Source organism: Kastovskya adunca (assembly GCF_059505785.1).
This window is the reverse complement of the sequence record NZ_JCACLG010000026.1, coordinates 282,296-300,356: the sequence shown is the minus strand read 5'-3', so window position 1 is coordinate 300,356 and position 18,061 is coordinate 282,296. Positions and strand designations below refer to the sequence as shown.

At 45.0% G+C, this 18,061-nt stretch carries 14 protein-coding genes; 5 read left to right on the top strand and 9 right to left on the bottom strand.

Translation table 11 applies throughout. The annotated features are described in order from the left end of the window. Position 1: 1 nt before the first annotated feature. The 4 genes from AC5JR3_RS10510 to AC5JR3_RS10495 all read right to left on the bottom strand — a co-directional run bounded on the left by AC5JR3_RS10510 (position 2) and on the right by AC5JR3_RS10495 (position 1,861). The gene (locus AC5JR3_RS10510) at positions 2–727 is read right to left on the bottom strand and encodes a DUF8832 domain-containing protein (RefSeq protein ID WP_495845633.1); all 726 of its coding nucleotides are present in this window, start codon (positions 725–727) and stop codon (positions 2–4) included. Further along, positions 676–930: a hypothetical protein gene (locus AC5JR3_RS10505; protein ID WP_495845631.1), complete on the bottom strand. Its 255-nt coding sequence runs from the start codon at positions 928–930 to the stop codon at positions 676–678. Before AC5JR3_RS10505 ends, AC5JR3_RS10510 begins: the two co-directional genes overlap by 52 nt. Beyond that, positions 923–1,471: a cupredoxin domain-containing protein gene (locus AC5JR3_RS10500; RefSeq protein WP_495845629.1), complete on the bottom strand. Its 549-nt coding sequence runs from the start codon at positions 1,469–1,471 to the stop codon at positions 923–925. The genes AC5JR3_RS10505 and AC5JR3_RS10500 overlap by 8 nt, the downstream gene beginning before the upstream one ends. A gap of 87 nt (positions 1,472–1,558) precedes the next feature. Further along, positions 1,559–1,861, bottom strand: a complete 303-nt coding sequence (locus tag AC5JR3_RS10495) for a hypothetical protein (RefSeq protein ID WP_495845627.1) — start codon at positions 1,859–1,861, stop codon at positions 1,559–1,561. 325 nt (positions 1,862–2,186) lie between these two features. Here AC5JR3_RS10495 and AC5JR3_RS10490 point away from each other — a divergent pair, with 325 nt between their 5' ends. Together AC5JR3_RS10490 and AC5JR3_RS10485 are read left to right on the top strand one after the other, a co-directional pair. Continuing rightward, on the top strand, positions 2,187–2,732 hold the full coding sequence (locus tag AC5JR3_RS10490) for a methanogen output domain 1-containing protein (protein WP_495845625.1): 546 nt from the start codon (positions 2,187–2,189) through the stop codon (positions 2,730–2,732). Then, positions 2,729–4,375 carry an ATP-binding protein gene (locus AC5JR3_RS10485; RefSeq protein WP_495845623.1) on the top strand — a complete coding sequence of 549 codons (1,647 nt, stop codon included), beginning with the start codon at positions 2,729–2,731 and terminating at the stop codon, positions 4,373–4,375. Before AC5JR3_RS10490 ends, AC5JR3_RS10485 begins: the two co-directional genes overlap by 4 nt. A gap of 50 nt (positions 4,376–4,425) precedes the next feature. Here AC5JR3_RS10485 and AC5JR3_RS10480 read toward each other — a convergent pair whose 3' ends face one another. The 3 genes from AC5JR3_RS10480 to AC5JR3_RS10470 form a co-directional block, all read right to left on the bottom strand. After that, positions 4,426–4,704: a DUF1540 domain-containing protein gene (locus AC5JR3_RS10480; protein ID WP_495845621.1), complete on the bottom strand. Its 279-nt coding sequence runs from the start codon at positions 4,702–4,704 to the stop codon at positions 4,426–4,428. A 168-nt stretch (positions 4,705–4,872) separates the two neighbouring features. Further along, positions 4,873–7,134, bottom strand: coding sequence for a heavy metal translocating P-type ATPase (locus AC5JR3_RS10475; RefSeq protein ID WP_495845620.1), 2,262 nt, complete (start codon positions 7,132–7,134; stop codon positions 4,873–4,875). Between the two features lie 85 nt (positions 7,135–7,219). After that, the gene (locus tag AC5JR3_RS10470) at positions 7,220–7,414 is read right to left on the bottom strand and encodes a heavy-metal-associated domain-containing protein (protein WP_495845618.1); all 195 of its coding nucleotides are present in this window, start codon (positions 7,412–7,414) and stop codon (positions 7,220–7,222) included. A 197-nt stretch (positions 7,415–7,611) separates the two neighbouring features. Between AC5JR3_RS10470 and AC5JR3_RS10465 the strand changes: the two genes are divergently transcribed. The 3 genes from AC5JR3_RS10465 (at position 7,612) to AC5JR3_RS10455 (ending at position 14,818) form a co-directional block, all read left to right on the top strand. Continuing rightward, a complete protein-coding gene (locus AC5JR3_RS10465; RefSeq protein ID WP_495845616.1) occupies positions 7,612–7,998 on the top strand; it encodes a hypothetical protein in 387 nt (128 codons plus the stop codon). A 541-nt stretch (positions 7,999–8,539) separates the two neighbouring features. Continuing rightward, positions 8,540–13,933, top strand: a complete 5,394-nt coding sequence (locus tag AC5JR3_RS10460; RefSeq protein WP_495845614.1) for a trifunctional serine/threonine-protein kinase/ATP-binding protein/sensor histidine kinase — start codon at positions 8,540–8,542, stop codon at positions 13,931–13,933. Positions 13,934–14,080: 147 nt separating this feature from the next. After that, positions 14,081–14,818 carry an iron-containing redox enzyme family protein gene (locus AC5JR3_RS10455; RefSeq protein ID WP_495845612.1) on the top strand — a complete coding sequence of 246 codons (738 nt, stop codon included), beginning with the start codon at positions 14,081–14,083 and terminating at the stop codon, positions 14,816–14,818. A gap of 143 nt (positions 14,819–14,961) precedes the next feature. Here AC5JR3_RS10455 and AC5JR3_RS10450 read toward each other — a convergent pair whose 3' ends face one another. Next, entirely contained in the window at positions 14,962–15,774 is an 813-nt protein-coding gene (locus AC5JR3_RS10450) for a hypothetical protein (RefSeq protein WP_495845610.1), read from the bottom strand. A 358-nt stretch (positions 15,775–16,132) separates the two neighbouring features. Further along, positions 16,133–17,866, bottom strand: coding sequence for an urease subunit alpha (gene ureC, locus AC5JR3_RS10445; protein WP_495845608.1), 1,734 nt, complete (start codon positions 17,864–17,866; stop codon positions 16,133–16,135). Positions 17,867–18,061 lie beyond the last annotated feature (195 nt).

Below are 18,061 nucleotides of genomic sequence, written 5' to 3'. Positions count from 1 at the left end.
CTCACTTCACCTCTACCCAAAAATCTGTGGTTACAATTTTGCCCCCACGGTTGAATTGTCCCCAAAGTTTATATTTTCCAGGCTGAGGAAAGCTGGTATGAAAACTTACTTCTCCAACGCGACTCTTGCCTAGGGCATGGGCGTGAATGTAGTTTTCTTGGATGATTGGTGAGGATTGGCGAAGGATGACGAGATGCCCTTTTTCTCCTAAGTAAGGCTGCAAGTTTGTCAGCGGTTGATTAGTTTTCGCATCTTGCAAGTTGAATTGCAAGGTCACTTCTTCACCTGCTTTGATTGTCGGGTTAGAAAGGCTAAGTGTGGCTTTTGTATCGCTAAAGGTTTTGGTGCGATTTAAATCGGTAGGAAAGGGAGTTGAAAGTTTTCCTGGAACTGTTGCTTTTAGCAGCGAAACTTGTTCCTTTTGTCCCGCAGGTTTGTAGTCAGCGAACAGGTTGTAATTTCCAGGTTGAGGAAAATCGGCATTAATTTCAAAGCGTCCGTTGCCTTTGAATTCGGGATGAAGATGGCTGAAATGTTGCAGGTCGTCGCTCACTACGATTAAGTGCATGAGCTGTTCTTGAAAGGTATCGAAATTCGCGATCGCCTTCCCGTTTGAGCCTTGAACATCAATAACCAGGGGAACTGATTGATTCGGGGCAATTGTTTGAGGAAGCGTCAGTTTTGCTTGTGCGGTTTCTGTCTTGTGAGGAGTGGCGGCGTTGTCCATCTGATGCCCTGCATGAGAGTCATGGTTTGGCATTGAATGCCCTGCATGGGGTCAGTGGCAGGGTTGGAATGTGTCGCGTCGTGCATCATGCCTTGATGATTCATTTTGCTGAGGGAGTGGATTGCCACTGTTGCAACCGTTCCCCCAGCTAGCAAAGCAGCGATCGCGTAAATCAATGAGGATTTTTTGATGGTTCTACGCATGGGTATTTCTTTGAGAATTAGACGCTGATTCTTGAACTTCGACGACACCCCGGAACATATTCATGCCACAGGTAAATTGATACTGTCCTGGCGTTTCTGGCGTAAATTCTACAGGTGTCACCTGATTCAAATCCAGATCGGCTGCAATGTGGAAATCTGGTAGTAATACTTGCTCCAAGCAGCTACTGGGATCTTTTCGCACAAAATTCAACCGCACGGGTTGCCCCGCTTGCACAACAACGCGGTCTGGATCGTAACCGCCATCGACCGCGATCGCTATTTCCTGCACTCCTTCACCCGCCTCAGCTTGCTTTGCAGAACTTTTGCTAAAGAGAAACCACCACAACTCTGCACCGATCAATGCCAAGCCACCGAAGGTTACAGCAAGTTTCAATGGCAACGGTTGCTCAATGGGTTGAAATTCGCCAGTTGTCTCCACCCCAGTTTCAATTGGTCTAGCTGTAGCAGGAGTACCGGAGGCAATTGAGAGCAAAAGCCCCAATCCTACGAGGCGTCCGTAAATCTTTGTTTTAGTTAGCATGGCTCAAAGGCTCTTTCCTTAATGCTCCACCTTTCTATTATGAAGTCTCCACTGTAGTGGAGAGTCAAGAAAAACAGGGTGAAGAAATTAACCTCCATCCAGCTTCTGAGCCACCAGATATTGCCGCTCCTCACAATCTGTCCCTTCAGACTGCAAGGTTTCGCAATCCATAAAATAGGTTGGGTCTTCTCCTACAACTGCCGGGTTTCTTTCCACTATCGTTCCATCAAGTCGGCACCAGTAATCGCGCTGTTTTTGAAAGGGCATCAGCAGCACATTCCATAGCTTGTTGTCATCGGGGTTGGAGTACGCTGGAACGCCGATGTCGATTTCTGACTGGGGGACGTTTAGCCGCAGGGTGCGATGGAGTCCCACCAAGGAAATAAGCAACTATAAGTCATCCTCAATGAGCGGGACTTCTAAAAGAGGGCAGCGATCGCGTCGCTCTTTTTTCTTTATTTCCACTTCAAAGAAGCGGTTACTGATATTTTTGCGTCTGTTGATTGAATAGATTAGAAAAATTGTTAAGCGCCTATTTTGCAGAAGACAATTCTTCAGATGGTGACATTAGTGAAGATTTTGGAAGAGCCGTTCTTCAAACAAAGTTCTTTATCTAAGATTGAGGTTACTTAGACGGCTAGGGTGGCAAAAGTTACAATATAGGCTTGTTGCAACTCAGCGATCTACCTGAGCAATTTCTTCACGAGAAATCACGATGAATAGTTCTTCTAAAACTGATTCGATAAGCGATCGCAGCATCCCTTTAGAACGCGATGTATTTTTACGCACCTTAATTCGAGAATTGGCTGGCACCCTTCAAGATGTAGTTGGTACAGAGGAAGCCTCAGGGTTTATTAGCGTAGTTGGTCAAAACATGGGTAGGCAGATAGACCGAGACTACAAATCGGCTCTCAAGGTTTCTAATCTGACGCGGGAGCAAGTAGCCGATGTCTTAGTAGACTTAAAGCGGCGAATTCAGGGCGACTTTTTTATCATTGAGCAAACAGATGAAAAGATTGTTTTGGGGAATCGTGCTTGTCCGTTTGCCGACAAAGTCATCGATCGCCCTGCCATGTGTATGATGACCTCAAATGTCTTTGGTTCGATAGCCGCCGATAACCTAGGGTATGCCAAGGTGGAACTGCAAGAGACGATTGCCATGGGCGATGCTGGATGCAGAGTGGTTGTTTACTTAAAACCCACTCCAGAGGCAGAAGAAAGTCAAGGAAGAGAATACTTTAAGGGAGAGGATGAGGGTTGACGCCCGAACAGTTTCTTGAACTCGCCAAAGTATTACCGGAACCCTCGCTCCTGATTACTGGAGACGGACAGATTCTAGCTGCCAATCCACCAGTTACTAAGACACTGGGGCTACGCCGTCAGGAGCTGGAGGGAAAAATGCTTGTTGAGTTGGTAACAAATCCTCCTGAGAAAGTTAAACAATATCTAGGTGCTTGCTCCAGAAGCCGGGAAATGGTGCTTAGCTCGTTAACGTTTCGTAATACTGAGGGACAACCTTGCTTGTATCGCTGCGAAGGGGCAGTGCTGCAACCGCGATCGCCGGAATCTCCTTCACTGATTTTCTTGCGTTTAAAAAACATGGACTCCGCTAGCAGCAGATTCGTCCTCCTGAACAAAAAAATAGATGAATTGGCAAAAGAAATCCGGGAGCGTCAACGAGTAGAAGCAGAACGGGCGCAACTGTTGGTGCGGGAGCAGTTGGCACGAGCGGAGGCTGAGAAGCTGAATCGATTGAAGGATGAATTTCTCTCCACCCTTTCCCACGAGTTGCGGACTCCCCTCAATTCTATCCTCGGCTGGTCTCAAATCCTTCGCACCCGCAAATCGAACGAAGCAACGACAATTCGTGCCTTAGAAACAATCGAGCGCAATGCTAGGTCTCAGGCGCAGCTAGTTGAGGATCTCCTCAATGTTTCACGCATCATTACGGGCAAGATTCGTTTGCATGTTCAAGCAGTTGAGCTAATATCAGTCATTGAAGCCGCAATGGATACCGTGCGACCTGCCGCTGAGGCGAAAAACATTCGACTGCAATCAGTCCTCGATCCAGCAGCAGGGCCGATTTTAGGAGACTTTGAGCGGTTACAGCAGATCGCCTGGAATCTCCTCAGCAATGCAATTAAGTTCACGCCAAAAGGCGGGCGCGTTCAGGTGGGGCTGAAACGAATTAATTCTCATGTTGAGATTATTGTGACGGATACAGGGCAAGGCATTAGCGCGGAGTTCCTTCCCTACGTCTTCGATCGCTTTCGCCAAGCCGATAATTCCATCACCCGAACCTTTGGTGGGTTGGGGCTAGGGTTAGCGATTGTGCGTCAGCTAGTTGAGCTACATGGCGGAACAGTGCATGTGGAGAGTCCAGGTGAAGGACAAGGAGCGATGTTTACTGTAAATTTACCGCTGATGGCAGTTAGCCCGAAGGCTATTGAACCAGAATGGGTACATCCAACAGTGGGAGGTAGCGTTCCGTTTGACTACTCACCTCGGCTAGATGGATTAAGGATACTTGTCGTGGATGATGAGGCGGATGTCCGCGAGCTAATTACCTACATACTAGAAGCCTGTGGGACTGAAGTCCTAGCGGCGGCTTCGGCAGATGAAGCGATCGCAGCACTGACTCGCTCTTCTACAGCAATAGATGTGTTAATCAGCGATATTGGGATGCCGGATGAAGATGGTTATACGCTGCTGCGTAGAGTGAGAGCGCTAAAGCCAGAAAACGGCGGAAAAATTCCCGCTATAGCCCTGACAGCCTATGCCAGAACGGAGGATCGTAGGACTGCTCTTTTAGCAGGCTTCCAGTGCCATATTGCCAAACCCGTTGAACCTGCCGAATTAGTTGCAGTAGTTGCAAATTTAGCCGGACGCACTCAATATCTCTAAATTTTTGTCAGTCAATTAGGGCAGCGATCGCCTAAATGCAACGGAGCTACCTACCCAGTAGCACCACTTGAGGTAGTAGTGTAAGTGGCGCACTGTGCAACACTATCCAGAAGGTTAACGGTGATTGAATCTGCTATGCACCTCTGCCCTTCGTTATAGGTGCAGTCAATTACGTCGCACTGGGACACATCGCCCGCTCCTCTGGCAACCTGCACTGAAGACGATGGCTCTTCTGTTGTGTAGGTGTAACACTGGGCCAGATCATCTAAAAAGGTAACGTCAATTGCGCCTGCTATGCACCTCTGCCCTTCGTTGTAAGTGCAATTCATTACGTCGCATTGAGACACAATACCTAAGTCGATAGGCTCGCCTGTTTGAACCATAGCTTCTCCTGCCGCAAGCTGTTTGCTTAGAGCACTTTAATCACAATAGTTCGCGAAAATCGTATCGTAGGCAACATGGGATGCGATCACAGGTGAGGCTTAAATAATCCTGTTTTATTCATTACTTTTGGGTTGAAAATTCCGCAAGCGCAAGGCATTAGTTACGACGGAGACAGAACTAAACGCCATCGCCGCCCCGGCAATAATCGGGTTCAGCAACCAGCCTGTAAAGGGATAGAGAATTCCGGCAGCAATGGGAATTCCTAAGGTGTTGTAGATAAAGGCAAAAAAGAGATTTTGGCGAATATTGCGAATCGTCGCGCGAGAAAGCTGAATTGCCGTCACGATTCCGGTTAAGTCGCCAGAAATTAAGGTAATATCGCTGGCGGCGATCGCCACATCTGTTCCCGTACCGATCGCTATCCCGATATTTGCCTGAGCAAGGGCGGGAGCATCGTTGATTCCATCCCCTACCATCGCCACAATTTTGCCTTCTTGTTGCAGTTGCTTGATTTTTTCTGCCTTTTGATCGGGACGAACTTCGGCAAAAACCCGCTGAATGCCAACTTCGCGGGCGATCGCTTCTGCGGTTTGGCGATTATCGCCCGTAAGCATCACCACCTCTAAACCCATCTTGCGTAGCGCTTTTACGGCACTGGCTGAAGAGGATTTCAGGGTATCGGCAATGCCAACAGCCGCTTCAACTTGCCCATCCACCGCAATTAAAGCCGTGCTTTTGCTAGAGGCTGCCCATTGTTCGAGAGAATCTAAGAGCGATCGCGCCTCAATTCCCAACTCCGCCATCCATCTAGACGTGCCGATTTGTACTAAGCGATCGTTAACTGTTCCCTGAACTCCTTTCCCAGGAACCGCTTCAAAGTTGCTGACATCGGGTAAAGGTTGTTCCGCCCCTTGAGATTTTGCGTATTCAACAATTGCCGCTGCTAAGGGATGCTCGGAATTGCGTTCAACAGCAGCAGCAAGCCGCAATAGCTTAATTTCGTTGTGGTGGGCAGTTCCGCGAACGGTGATGTAATTCGTTACTACAGGCTTACCTTCTGTGAGCGTTCCGGTTTTATCGAGAACAAGAGATTGAATTTCGTGGGCAGTTTCCAAGCTTTCCGCCCCTTGAATTAAAATGCCGTTTTCCGCCCCTTTACCCGTACCTACCATTACCGAAGTTGGGGTGGCTAAACCCAAAGCACAGGGACAGGCAATAATTAGCACTCCCACTGTTGTAATCATTGCTAGGGTGAGATTGCCCATCAAATTGAACCAGATCACGAAAGTAGCGATCGCGATCGCCATGACGACAGGGACAAACAACCCCGTCACCCGATCCGCCAAGCGCTGAATGGGGGCTTTTGAGCCTTGCGCCTGCTGCACTAACCGCACGATTTGCGCCAGTACCGTATCCTTCCCAATCCGCGAGGCTTGGAACTTGAAGCTACCTGACTTATTAATTGTTGCGCCAATTACTTCATCACCCGGTTGCTTTTTCACAGGCAAACTTTCGCCCGTCACCATCGCTTCATCAACCGTCGAAGTGCCATCCACCACTTCCCCATCCACCGGGATTTTTTCCCCCGGACGCACTAAGATGACATCGCCAACCTGCACTTCCTCAATGGGGATATCGACTTCCTCCCCTTGGCGAATTACCCGTGCTGTCTTCGCTTGCAAGCCCATGAGTTCGCGAATCGCTGCTGAGGTTTGCCCTCGCGCCCGATTTTCAAAAAATCGCCCCAAGAGGATTAAGGTAATCACAATGGCGGCAGTTTCGTAATAGACGGCTGGCTCTAACCCTTGCGCGATAAAAAATCCGGGGAAAATCGTGGCAAATAGAGAATAAAAATACGCCGCACTCGTCCCTAAGGCAATTAGGGTATTCATATCAGCCGAGCGGCGTTTAAATGCCTTCCACGCACCGCGATAAAACGACAACCCGCACCAAAACTGTACGGGTGTCGTCAACACGAGTTGCAACCAAAAATTGTGCAGCCATCCGGGAATCAGGGGGATATGCACTCCTGTCATCATCGGTAGCCCTCCAATCAGCAGCACGACACTGATCGCACCACCCACGATGAGTTTGCGGATTAAGTCTCGCTTTTGGGCTTTGCGAATCTCTTGCTCGGTATCGTCTTCCACCGCCCCCATTTCCTGAAGCGGCGAAGCACCGTACCCGGCATCCGTAACGGCTTGCTGAATGGCTTCTAAGTTGGTTTTTTGGGGATTGTACTGAACTGTTGCTTGTTCGGCTCCAAAGTTGACGCTGCACTCAACCACGCCAGGGGCGGCTTGAATGGCTTGCTCGATATTGGCAGCACAACCTGCACAACTCATACCCCGCAGTTTTAATGTGAGGGTTTCCATGACTAGCTTTTGCTCTTGGTTACTTTCCCTCAGGATAAAGTCTCCAGTCAAAGGGAGAGTCAAGTCCCGCCGCCGTTAATATTATTTAGACCACAGGATATCCGGCTGAGGCGATCGCTTCTCGCACGGCAGTTTCTGGCTTTTGCGTTTCGACGTTGACTATCTTGTTTTTTATGTCAACATCTATACGGGCATTAGGATCGAGAGAATGAACGGCTTTGGTGACTGTTTCTACGCAGCTAGCACAAGCTATTTTGGGAACCTGGAGTTGCATGGGCATAAAATCCTCACTGTTAAGAAATTTGAAGACGAATTGCGATCGCCTTACTCAAAACTACCGAACTTTTCTCTTCCCTATTGGGAGGCTTGTAAATCGGCTTTCCCTCAACCATAAGAAAGATTTGCTGTCCTATTCATCCCAACGGTTAATTTCTAAAACAATCAGACATCAGTTAATAGATGTAAAATTAATTCACTATGTTTGACTCCAATTCTCTCTTTGAGTTTTCCCGGCAGTACTGCATCGCCATCTGTGCGTTCCTCGTCCCCCTCAACTTGCTGCTAGCGGGGCTGACAATGACGTTTGCCGGACTGAATCGTTCGCGAAGACAGATTTCTCGGACGGCGGCGATCGCCTGTATCCCGGCGTTAGTGATGATATTTCATGTATACACGTGGCTGGCGATCGGGGTGGTGATGGCACCCACCTACATCCTGCTGTGGCTGGGGAGTACCTGTCTTTGTCTAAATCTCTGGGCAATAATTCATCCCCAAAGCATGAGGATCTTGTTGAATTTGGTTGTTAGTCGCCTAAAAGCACTGAAACGGCGGCAAAACAGCATCGGTGCTAAAAACTTTCACTAAGAAACTGGCAACAGACCCCTCTTAGACTCTCTTCTCTATGAAAGCGATCGCTACCTCACCGTCAGGAAGGGAGTAGGCGTCAGTTGGGCAATGTCCATCTGACGTTTAATGCGATCGCTCTACTTAAATAAATTTAACTTGCGGAAAATACACAACTTTGATTACAGCGCAACAGACGCTTACGTAAAATTCCCATGTAATTCTTTTAACAAAACGTATATGATATTCCCTTGACAAAATAAAAAACTACTGCTCATCTCTGGCTTGCTCCTAAGTGCACTGTATAGCCTACGCATTCTACAGAGCCACCCCTTCAATATTGCTCTCACCCACCTTTTTAAAGAATCAAAAGACCGTGAGTAACGTTTATTTTAAAAGGGAATAGGGGGAGGCTTTGTCATGATTGAATTACGTGAGTTTAGTTCTCAGGACTTATGCAACTATTTATCAGCAACACGATAAATAACATCTGCTCAAAAAAGCCTGATTTTGTCAAAGATACATAACGGCTACTATCAATAAATCTAGGAAAACTTCAGGTATGATAACGCTTCCTGGCTACCAGATTCACGATTTGATCTATGAAGGTACTAAGTCTCTGGTGTATCGGGGTATCCGTAGACAGGATGAGCAAAGTGTTATTCTCAAAGTTTTAAGAGTTGACTATCTAACACCAGAAGAACTTAACAGACATAAGCAGGAATATAAAATTACCCGTTCTTTGAACCTAAAGAGCGTTGTGAGAGCCTATGAGCTGCAAAAATATCAAAACACTCTAGTTATGATACTGGAAGACTTTGAGGGAGAATCTTTAAAGAAGTTAATGGCTTGTAGAGAGTTAACACTTTTAGAGTTTCTCCTACTCGCTCTAAAGATTGTTGAAAGTTTGAGCCAACTTCATCAACAGAATATTATCCACAAAGATATTAATCCATCCAATATTGTATTTAACCCCGAAACGGGGCAACTCAAACTAATCGACCTTGGCATCTCCACCGTCTTGACGCGGGAAAATCCTACCTTAAAAAATCCCAATGTCTTAGAAGGTACCCTTACCTATATATCGCCCGAACAGACAGGTAGGATGAATCGTTCGCTAGATTATCGAACAGACTTTTACTCTCTCGGTGTTACTTTCTACGAACTACTAACCCAGCAGTTGCCCTTTACATCATTAGATGCAATGGAGTTACTGCATTGTCACATTGCTAAACAGCCAGTTCCGCCTCATGAACTTAATAAACAGGTTCCTCATGCTGTTTCAGATATTGTCATGAAACTGTTAGCAAAAACTGCCGAAGATAGATATCAAAGCGCCTATGGAATTAAAGCGGATTTAGAAAATTGTCTAACTCAACTACAGACAAATGGACAAATTATAGACTTTCCTATCGGTCATCAAGATATTTCTAACAAGTTCCAAATACCCCAAAAACTATATGGTCGAGAACTCAACACTAATGCCCTCCTAGCCGCCTTTGAACAGGTTAGTCAAGGTAGCACTGTGATGATGTTGGTGTCGGGTTATTCGGGTATAGGCAAGTCATCCTTGGTACGAGAGATTTATAAACCCATAACCCAACAACAGGCTTATTTCATTTCTGGAAAATTCGATCAATTTCAGCAAAATATTCCCTATTCTGCTATAGCCAGTGCCTTCTCAGAATTAGTTCAACAACTTTTAACCGAAAGTGAAGCCCAGCTCAATCAGTGGAAAGAAAAACTTCAACAAGTCTTTGGCCCTAATGGAAAACTTATTACTGATGTAATTCCGGAATTAGAACTGATTGTAGGGCCTCAGCCCATTGTTCAAGAACTAGGGCCAGCGGAGTCACAAAATCGCTTTAACTTAGTTTTTCAAAACTTTGTTCGAGTATTTGGCCAGCCGTCACATCCCTTAGTTATTTTCCTGGATGATTTGCAGTGGGCTGACTCCGCAACACTTAATCTTGTGGAATTCATCCTGACAAATTCGGATGTGCAATATCTACTTCTGATTGGAGCTTATCGAAGTAATGAAATCAGCCCCACTCATCCTTTGATGATGACTCTTTCTGAGGTACGCAATGCTGGAGCCTTTATCAGCCACATTACTCTAGAACCCTTAGAACTTGAGCATATTACTGATTTGATTGCAGATACCTTGCATAGCGATAGGGAATCAGTCGTATCCTTGGCATCGCTTGTACTGCGTAAAACTATCGGAAACCCATTTTTTATTAATGAATTTCTAAAATTTCTTCATCAGGAAAAGTTGCTCACATTCAATTTTGAAAAATTGATTTGGGAATGGGATATAGTAACAATTGAAGCAACAGACATCACTGACAATGTCGTGGAATTAGTAATAGGAAAGCTAAAAAGGCTTCCTAAGTCAACACAGGAAGTTTTACGTTTAGCTGCCTGTGTTGGCAACAAATTTAATTTGGTTAATATCTCTATTGTTTATAAAAAATCAATATCAGAAACATTTAAAGATATTGTCCCCGCTCTCACTGAAGAGTTAATTGCCTCCACTTCTGACTTGGAATTATCAGAAAATGAATTAAATGATTCTCAATTAATAATTTCCAACTATAAATTCCTGCACGACCGCGTACAGCAAGCAGCTTATGCCTTAAGTGACGGAGAAGAACGAAAAGCTATTCATCTTCAAATAGGTCGGTTACTACTAAGGAATACACCGTCTGAACAATATTTAGAAAGAATTTTTGAGCTAGTCGATCATCTTAATATTGGACAGGAATTACTGACGGATGAACCAGAGAAAATTAAACTCGCCGCGCTGAACCTGGAAGCGGGGAAAAGAGCTAAAGACGCAATGGCTTATGCTTCAGCCCTGCAATATTTAACGGCTGGTATGGAGATTTTACCGAATAGTAGCTGGAATCAGCACTACGAGCTGGCTTTCTCACTACAGAAGAGACGAGCTGAGGCGGAATATTTAAATGGTAACTTTGAGCAATCCGAAGCTTTGATTGAACAGATATTGCCTCATACAAAATCCATCTTGGAGAAGGCTGAAATTTATAGTTTGCTGATTGTACAGTATACCTTATTAGCGAAATATCAAGAGGCAATTCAGGCAGGACGGAAAGCTCTAATTTTGTTAGGGATAGACTTACCTAGAGAAAATTTGCAAGCCGCGATCGCTATTGAACTTGCTGAGGCAAAAATAAATTTAGCTAATCAAGAAATTGCTTCTTTGATTGATGTAAAAGAGATTACATCTCCAGAGAAAAAAGTCGCTGTAAAATTGTTATCCCATATCGGGCCATTGGCTTACTTTTTTGATTTTGAACTATGGCAATTAATTACTATCAAAACGACTAATCTCTGTCTCAGGTATGGTTACACTTCAGGAACAGTTTACTGCTATTCTTGTTATGGAATGATACTTAGTCAAATCTTAGGAGATTATCAATCAGGTTATGAGTTTGGTTTATTAGCAAAAAAATTAAGCAATAAATTTAATAATTTAGAACAAAAATGTACAGGGCTTGTACTTTTTGCTAACTACTTAAGTAACTGGGTAAAACCAATCAAACTTAGTCATTCAATTAACAACGAAGCTTATCAAGTTGGTTTAGATTCTGGGGAATTGCAATGGGCTGGATACAGTCGCCTTCACAAAGCCATTTCTCGATTTTATCAGTGTCACAATCTTGAGCAGATGTTAGAAGAGATACAGCCTTTTTTGCTGTTTTGCCAAAAAACAAGAAATCAATGGGCAACTGATATCATCCTGGCATATAAACTGACAACTATGAATTTGCTGGGATTGACTAAAAATCAATTTGACTTTGATTCAGAAGATTTTAGTGAAGCCCAGTATTTAGAAAAATGCCAGCAACATAAAAGTTTGGCAGCAATCTGCGAATTTTATATCTTAAAATCTCAAGTTTTTTATCTATATGAAAATCCCCAGGAGGCTTTGCATTTTGCTGTATCTGCATCAAAGCTGATTAATTCTATTCTGGGTCATATATCAGTTGCCAAACATAATTTTTATTATTCACTCATTTTACTAGCACTCTACCCAGAAGCCTCAGAAGAGGTACAAAAAGAGTATTGGCAGCAGTTGGAGACTAATCAACAGCAACTAAAAGTTTGGACAAAAAACTGTCCAGATAATTTTCTCCATAAGTATCTGTTAGTTGAAGCAGAAATAGCTCGGGTTACTGGTAAAACTTTAGAAGCCTTTAACTTATATCACGACACTATTGAATCAACGAAAGAAAAGGAATTTGTTCAAAATGAAGCATTAGCTAATGAACTAGCGGCAAAATTTTGGTTGAGCCAAGACAAAGAAAAGTATGCCAAAGTTCACCTCAATGAAGCCTATTACGCTTATCAACGTTGTGGAGCCAAGCGGAAGGCAGAAGATTTAGAGAAAAAATATCCGCATTTGCTTGCCAGAATGTCAGCAGCTGGTAGTAAAGACACTTTAAATTCTAGTAGTAGTTCTTCTACTAGCAGTAGTTCGGGAATGCTGGACTTAGCGACAGTTATGAAAGCTTCGCAAGCTATAGCTGGTGAAATTGTGTTGGATAAGTTGCTGGCTTCTTTGATGAAGATATTAATCGAGAATGCTGGTGCAGAAAAAGGCGTGCTGCTTTTATTAAGAGAGGAAAAACTTCTAATAGAAGCTTCCTTATCAGTTGAGTTAAAAGAGATAGTTTTACAGCAGTCTATTCCGCTCAACATCTATCAAAACTTGCCTGCTACCGTGATTCATTACGTACAGAGAACTGGCTCTGATGTGGTTTTAAATAATGCAGCTTGTGAGGGGAAGTTTGCCAATGACCCTTATGTTGTTTCCAACCGTTTGAAATCTATTTTATGTACCCCTATCTTTAGTCAAGGTCAGCTAGTGGCTGTTCTCTATCTGGAAAATAATTTAACTGTTGGGGCATTTACTCCTGAACGTCTAGAAATTCTCAGATTACTTTCTGCTCAGGCAGCTATTTCTCTGGAGAATGCTTTGCTGTATGCCTCATTAGAACAGAAAGTGCAAGAAAGAACGCAAGAGTTAAATAAGAAAAATGTGCGTTTATCTCAAACTCTGCACGAACTTCAAGACACTCAGCTGCAATTGATTCAGAGCGAAAAAATGTCTAGTCTTGGTCAGTTAGTTGCTGGTGTTGCCCACGAAATTAATAATCCTGTTAACTTTATTTATGGTAATGTTATTCACGCTAATCAGTATACGAAAGACCTACTAAGCTTAATCGAGTTATATACTGAACATTATCCTGATCCGGTTTCGGAAATTCAAGATTTAAAGTATGAAATTGATATAGATTATTTGGTTGAAGATTTGCCCAACATGCTGTCATCTATGAAGATTGGGGCGGATAGAATTCGTCAAATTGTCTTATCACTGCGGAACTTCTCACGACTGGATGAGGCGGATAAGAAAGCAGTTGATATTCATGAAGGGATAGATAGCACCTTACTGATTCTGCAAAACCGCACTAAAGCTAAACCCGACCGTCCGGCAATTGAAGTGATTAAAGAGTATGGTCAATTGCCGAATGTAGAATGCTATGCGGGTCAGCTTAATCAAGTATTTATGAATCTGCTCACTAATGCTTGCGATGCTTTGGAGGAGAAGATGAAGTCTGAAGTTCAAACTTCGCACTTGACGTTTGAGCCTTTGATTCAGATTTGTACTAAGGTCGTAAATGGTAGTCAGATTGCCATTAGCATTGCAGACAATGGTCTGGGGATGACGGAACAGGTGAAGAAACGATTATTTAATCCTTTCTTTACAACTAAAGCTGTTGGTAAAGGGATGGGGCTGGGTTTGGCAATTAGCTACCAAATTGTTGTGGAAAAACATGGTGGTCAGTTGCAGTGTATGTCAGTACCCGGAGAGGGCACGAAATTTGTCGTGGAGATTCCAATAACAACTCATTTTTGTCAAGGGTGATAGCACTGTTCTCGGAATATGTTTTTTTGATGAAGTTCTAGGTAGAGATATTGAATAAGCTTTAAAAATCGCGTAGTTTCACGGTGTGCGTTTCAGCAATAGACTTCTTACCTTGTACTCATGAAGTTTTCTGGGAAGAGGTGAGCCATGATGCTATTAAAAACTGAGTCTGTCACTGCCGAGAAAAAGTTAGTTACTTCCAAATTGTCTGTAGAAGATGTTGTCAGAAGTGCCACGTTTGAAGAAGCAGTGCTGAAAGTCAGTCAAGCTTATGATTTTCACCATCATCCCTACCTGCTTTGGATGCAGTTAGGCTCTACGTCACGCTCGGAGTTTCTTCACACACAAATACCAGTTATCTTTGCCATTGAGTCGTTTTCCCAGGCGTTAGCTGCAGTGTTGGCTCGCACTCCTGTGTTGGAACAACGACTATCTTTGTTTGAGAACGTGGCGGAAGAACATGGTCAAGGGCAAGTGCAGCACTCTCATAAGCACACCTTCCGGCAATTCTTATGTGCTCTCGGTGCGACCCCAGAAGACCTGAGTGCATCTTACCCTGCATTCGTACTGGCTTTCAATCATTCGCTTCTCAACTATTGTCTGACCCAACCTGGGGAAGCGGGTGCAGCCGCATTAGGGATACTTGAGCATCTGTATGTAAATGTTAGTGCAGCGATCGCGCATACTGTAACTCACAGAGGTTGGACGGCACCAGGTAGCCAGACACACTATACCGTCCATGAAGAACTGGACGTAGAACATGCGCGAGAGCTGCTGATTTTGGCAGAACCCGTTTGGAATGAACCACGCAGCCGCCCTCTTGTGGCTCAGGGATTGATGCTGGGTGCCCACTATTTATGGAATTTGTACCTTGACCTGCTCTAGTCTTGGCAAAGAAGTGAGCGTCTTAGTACATCAGGGATTCAATTATCGGGTAGATGGACGAGGAGTTTGGGTTCGCAAACGGTAGATTTTTGGTATAAAAAAGGGGAGCAATCTCTGCTCCCTTTTTTGCTGTACCGCTTTACTTATAGAGCGTCCTCAACAGCTGAGGGATAAACATCATCTGCAATCAGCACAGGTCTGTCTTTGTATTCAACTTCAAGCTGTCTTTGCAAGTCCAAATCCCAAGTTAAATCGTAATCTCTTTCGATTTCAGCGATGACAAATGGGCGTAGTTGACCTGTAGCGACAACAGCCTCGCCATCTGCAATGGTTCGCTCTGGATTTGCAACTAAGACTAGCAAATCTCCACCGCTAGTTAACTGGTCTTCGTCAATTGTAAATGCTGTCGGGCCGACAATATCTTCAACTTCACCCTTGACAGCAAGTGTCTTGCCGTAGAACAGGTTAGGGTTCTCTGTGACTTCGCCGGGTTCAGGAGCTAAGGCGATTGACTGGGCAACAATTGCTGGTCTGTTTTCGTATTCTACATACAATTCCCGTTCCAAGCCTAAATTAAACTCTCGTTCTACATCAGCAATTACGAACTGACGAACTTCTCCGGTTACTTGAAGTTCTGTATCGTCGTCAGAAACAACTGGGAGAGGTTGACCTGTGGCGTTGACAACTAAGATATCTTCACCATTGAAAAACTGATCGTCTTCAATTTTGAAGGCATTGGTGCCGATTGCTTCTTCGATTTCGCTTCTGACAGTGACGGTCTGACCAACTAGTGCTGCGGTATTATCAGCAACGTCCTCAGCCGTGACGTTTTCTTGCGTATCGGGGACAGTTGCTGTGTCGGTTCGATTAGCACTGCAGGCGGGAAGTAAAAACGCTGAGAGTGCTAAAGCGATCGCACCTGTACGAAAATTTCCCTCCAGTGGTTTGTTAAACATTTTTGATTTACCTCTTCATTCTAAAATTTAGGACGTCGCGATAGCGCTAGCTGCCATTGCTGGTAGCTCACTTGTCCAATTCTTGACATCCCAAATTGTGATTATCTAATAACTATATTTAGGGTAATGTTATTCATTTTGCCTCTCTCTATTGGAGTAGCGCTCTTGCTTTTATACCTAAGGATAGATTTTTTTTAGAAATTTTACTTACTTTTTGTCCCAAAGTTGCATTACTTTGGAAGTTTTGAGTTCTAGCTGAGAATAGGCTTTCATCCACTCTCTGTAAGTGAAAGCTTGGGGAAGCGAAACTTTGTAGAGACAGTCCCAGCAGTCTCTACGACTATACAAATAGCTAGTTTTAGAACAAGAAGTAACGCTGTGCCATAGGAAGAACAGTGGCAGGTTCACAGGTTAGTAATTCACCATCTGCCCTGACTTCATAGGTTTCAGAATTGACCTCAATCTTTGGTAAAGCGGCGTTGAGTTTCATGTCTTGCTTGCTAAGTTGCCGCGTATTGGAAACCGCAACGGCGGGTTTTTGTAAGCCGAGTTGGGCAGGAGTTCCGTTTTCTAACGCCGCTTGCGAGACAAAGGTAAGAGAAGTTGCCGCGATCGCGCCCCCAAAACTGCCAAACATCGGACGCATATGCACAGGTTGCGGGGTAGGGATACTAGCATTAGCATCCCCCATCTGCGCTGCTGCGATCGCCCCACCTTTAATTACCATCTCCGGTTTCACCCCAAAAAATGCCGGACGCCAGAGGCACAAATCCGCCAACTTACCTTCTTCAACGGAACCGACATAATCCGCAATTCCATGGGCGATCGCCGGATTAATCGTGTATTTAGCTATGTACCGCTTTGCCCGGAAGTTGTCGTTCCGTTCTAATCTCTCCACGTCTCCCCCATTTTCCAGGGGAGGGAGAAAGCCGCGTTGTACCTTCATTTTGTGGGCAGTCTGCCAGGTACGAATAATCACTTCTCCCACGCGTCCCATCGCTTGCGAGTCAGACGCAATCATGCTGAATGCGCCTAAGTCGTGGAGGATATCTTCAGCGGCGATCGTTTCCCGACGAATCCGAGACTCAGCAAAGGCGACATCTTCAGGAATTCCTCGGTCTAGGTGATGGCATACCATCAGCATGTCGAGGTGTTCTTCTAAGGTATTGCTAGTGTAAGGGCGAGTGGGATTTGTGGAAGATGGCAAAACATTCGCTTCCCCGCACACTTTGATAATATCCGGGGCATGTCCGCCGCCTGCCCCTTCGGTGTGGTAGGTGTGGATGACGCGATTTTTAAAAGCCGCGATCGTGGTTTCGACGAATCCAGCTTCGTTAAGGGTGTCGGTGTGGATGGCTACCTGAACGTCATACTCATCGGCAATACTGAGGCAAGTATCAATAGTGGCGGGAGTTGTCCCCCAGTCTTCGTGCAGCTTTAACCCCATCGCCCCAGCGATAACTTGTTCTCGTAATCCTTCCGGTTGGGTGCTGTTTCCTTTTCCTAAAAATCCCAAATTCATTGGGAAGGCGTCAGCGGCTTGTAGCATCCGGTAGATATTCCAAGGCCCAGGAGTGCAGGTGGTGGCGTTGGTTCCAGTGGCTGGGCCCGTACCGCCGCCTAACATCGTGGTGATGCCAGAGGCGATCGCTGTTTCGATTTGCTGCGGACAAATAAAGTGAATGTGGCTATCAATTCCGCCTGCGGTAAGTATCATCCCTTCCCCCGCCACCACCTCAGTACCGGGGCCAATAATAATATCAACGTTGTCCTGAATATAAGGATTTCCCGCTTTACCGATTTTGAAAATCTTGCCGTTTTTAATTCCAATATCAGCTTTCACCACCCCCCACCAATCGAGAATCAGAGCGTTGGTAATCACCGTATCCACCGCTCCATCAGCATTAGAGATGGGAGATTGCCCCATACCGTCACGAATCACCTTGCCGCCACCGAACTTCACCTCGTCGCCGTAGGTGGTGTAGTCGCGTTCGACTTCGATCACGAGTTCTGTGTCTGCAAGTCGGACGCGATCGCCTACAGTTGGCCCAAACGTCTCCGCGTAAGCGCGGCGATTCATACGGTAACTCATACGCTTAACTTTCCCTTGAGGTGAAAAATATAGGCAAACTCCCGCTTTTGTTCGGGAAAAATTTGCTTGATAACTCGCTCAACTTCCGCCTTAGTTTTGCCGTTAGCAATTGGCATTTCTTTAAGTAGCGCTATCGAGACATCAGCCTTTTACAAAGTTTTTCCATTCCTTGACAATTGCAGAGAATTTGGCTGT

Bases quoted from the DNA above. Each gene is read 5' to 3' on its own strand.
- AC5JR3_RS10510 (WP_495845633.1), bottom strand. From the start codon at position 727: ATGGACAACGCCGCCACTCCTCACAAGACAGAAACCGCACAAGCAAAA.
- AC5JR3_RS10505 (WP_495845631.1), bottom strand. From the start codon at position 930: ATGCGTAGAACCATCAAAAAATCCTCATTGATTTACGCGATCGCTGCT.
- AC5JR3_RS10500 (WP_495845629.1), bottom strand. From the start codon at position 1,471: ATGCTAACTAAAACAAAGATTTACGGACGCCTCGTAGGATTGGGGCTT.
- AC5JR3_RS10490 (WP_495845625.1), top strand. From the start codon at position 2,187: ATGAATAGTTCTTCTAAAACTGATTCGATAAGCGATCGCAGCATCCCT.
- AC5JR3_RS10480 (WP_495845621.1), bottom strand. From the start codon at position 4,704: ATGAATTGCACTTACAACGAAGGGCAGAGGTGCATAGCAGGCGCAATT.
- AC5JR3_RS10475 (WP_495845620.1), bottom strand. From the start codon at position 7,134: ATGGAAACCCTCACATTAAAACTGCGGGGTATGAGTTGTGCAGGTTGT.
- AC5JR3_RS10470 (WP_495845618.1), bottom strand. From the start codon at position 7,414: ATGCCCATGCAACTCCAGGTTCCCAAAATAGCTTGTGCTAGCTGCGTA.
- AC5JR3_RS10465 (WP_495845616.1), top strand. From the start codon at position 7,612: ATGTTTGACTCCAATTCTCTCTTTGAGTTTTCCCGGCAGTACTGCATC.
- AC5JR3_RS10460 (WP_495845614.1), top strand. From the start codon at position 8,540: ATGATAACGCTTCCTGGCTACCAGATTCACGATTTGATCTATGAAGGT.
- AC5JR3_RS10455 (WP_495845612.1), top strand. From the start codon at position 14,081: ATGATGCTATTAAAAACTGAGTCTGTCACTGCCGAGAAAAAGTTAGTT.
- AC5JR3_RS10450 (WP_495845610.1), bottom strand. From the start codon at position 15,774: ATGTTTAACAAACCACTGGAGGGAAATTTTCGTACAGGTGCGATCGCT.
- ureC (WP_495845608.1), bottom strand. From the start codon at position 17,866: ATGAGTTACCGTATGAATCGCCGCGCTTACGCGGAGACGTTTGGGCCA.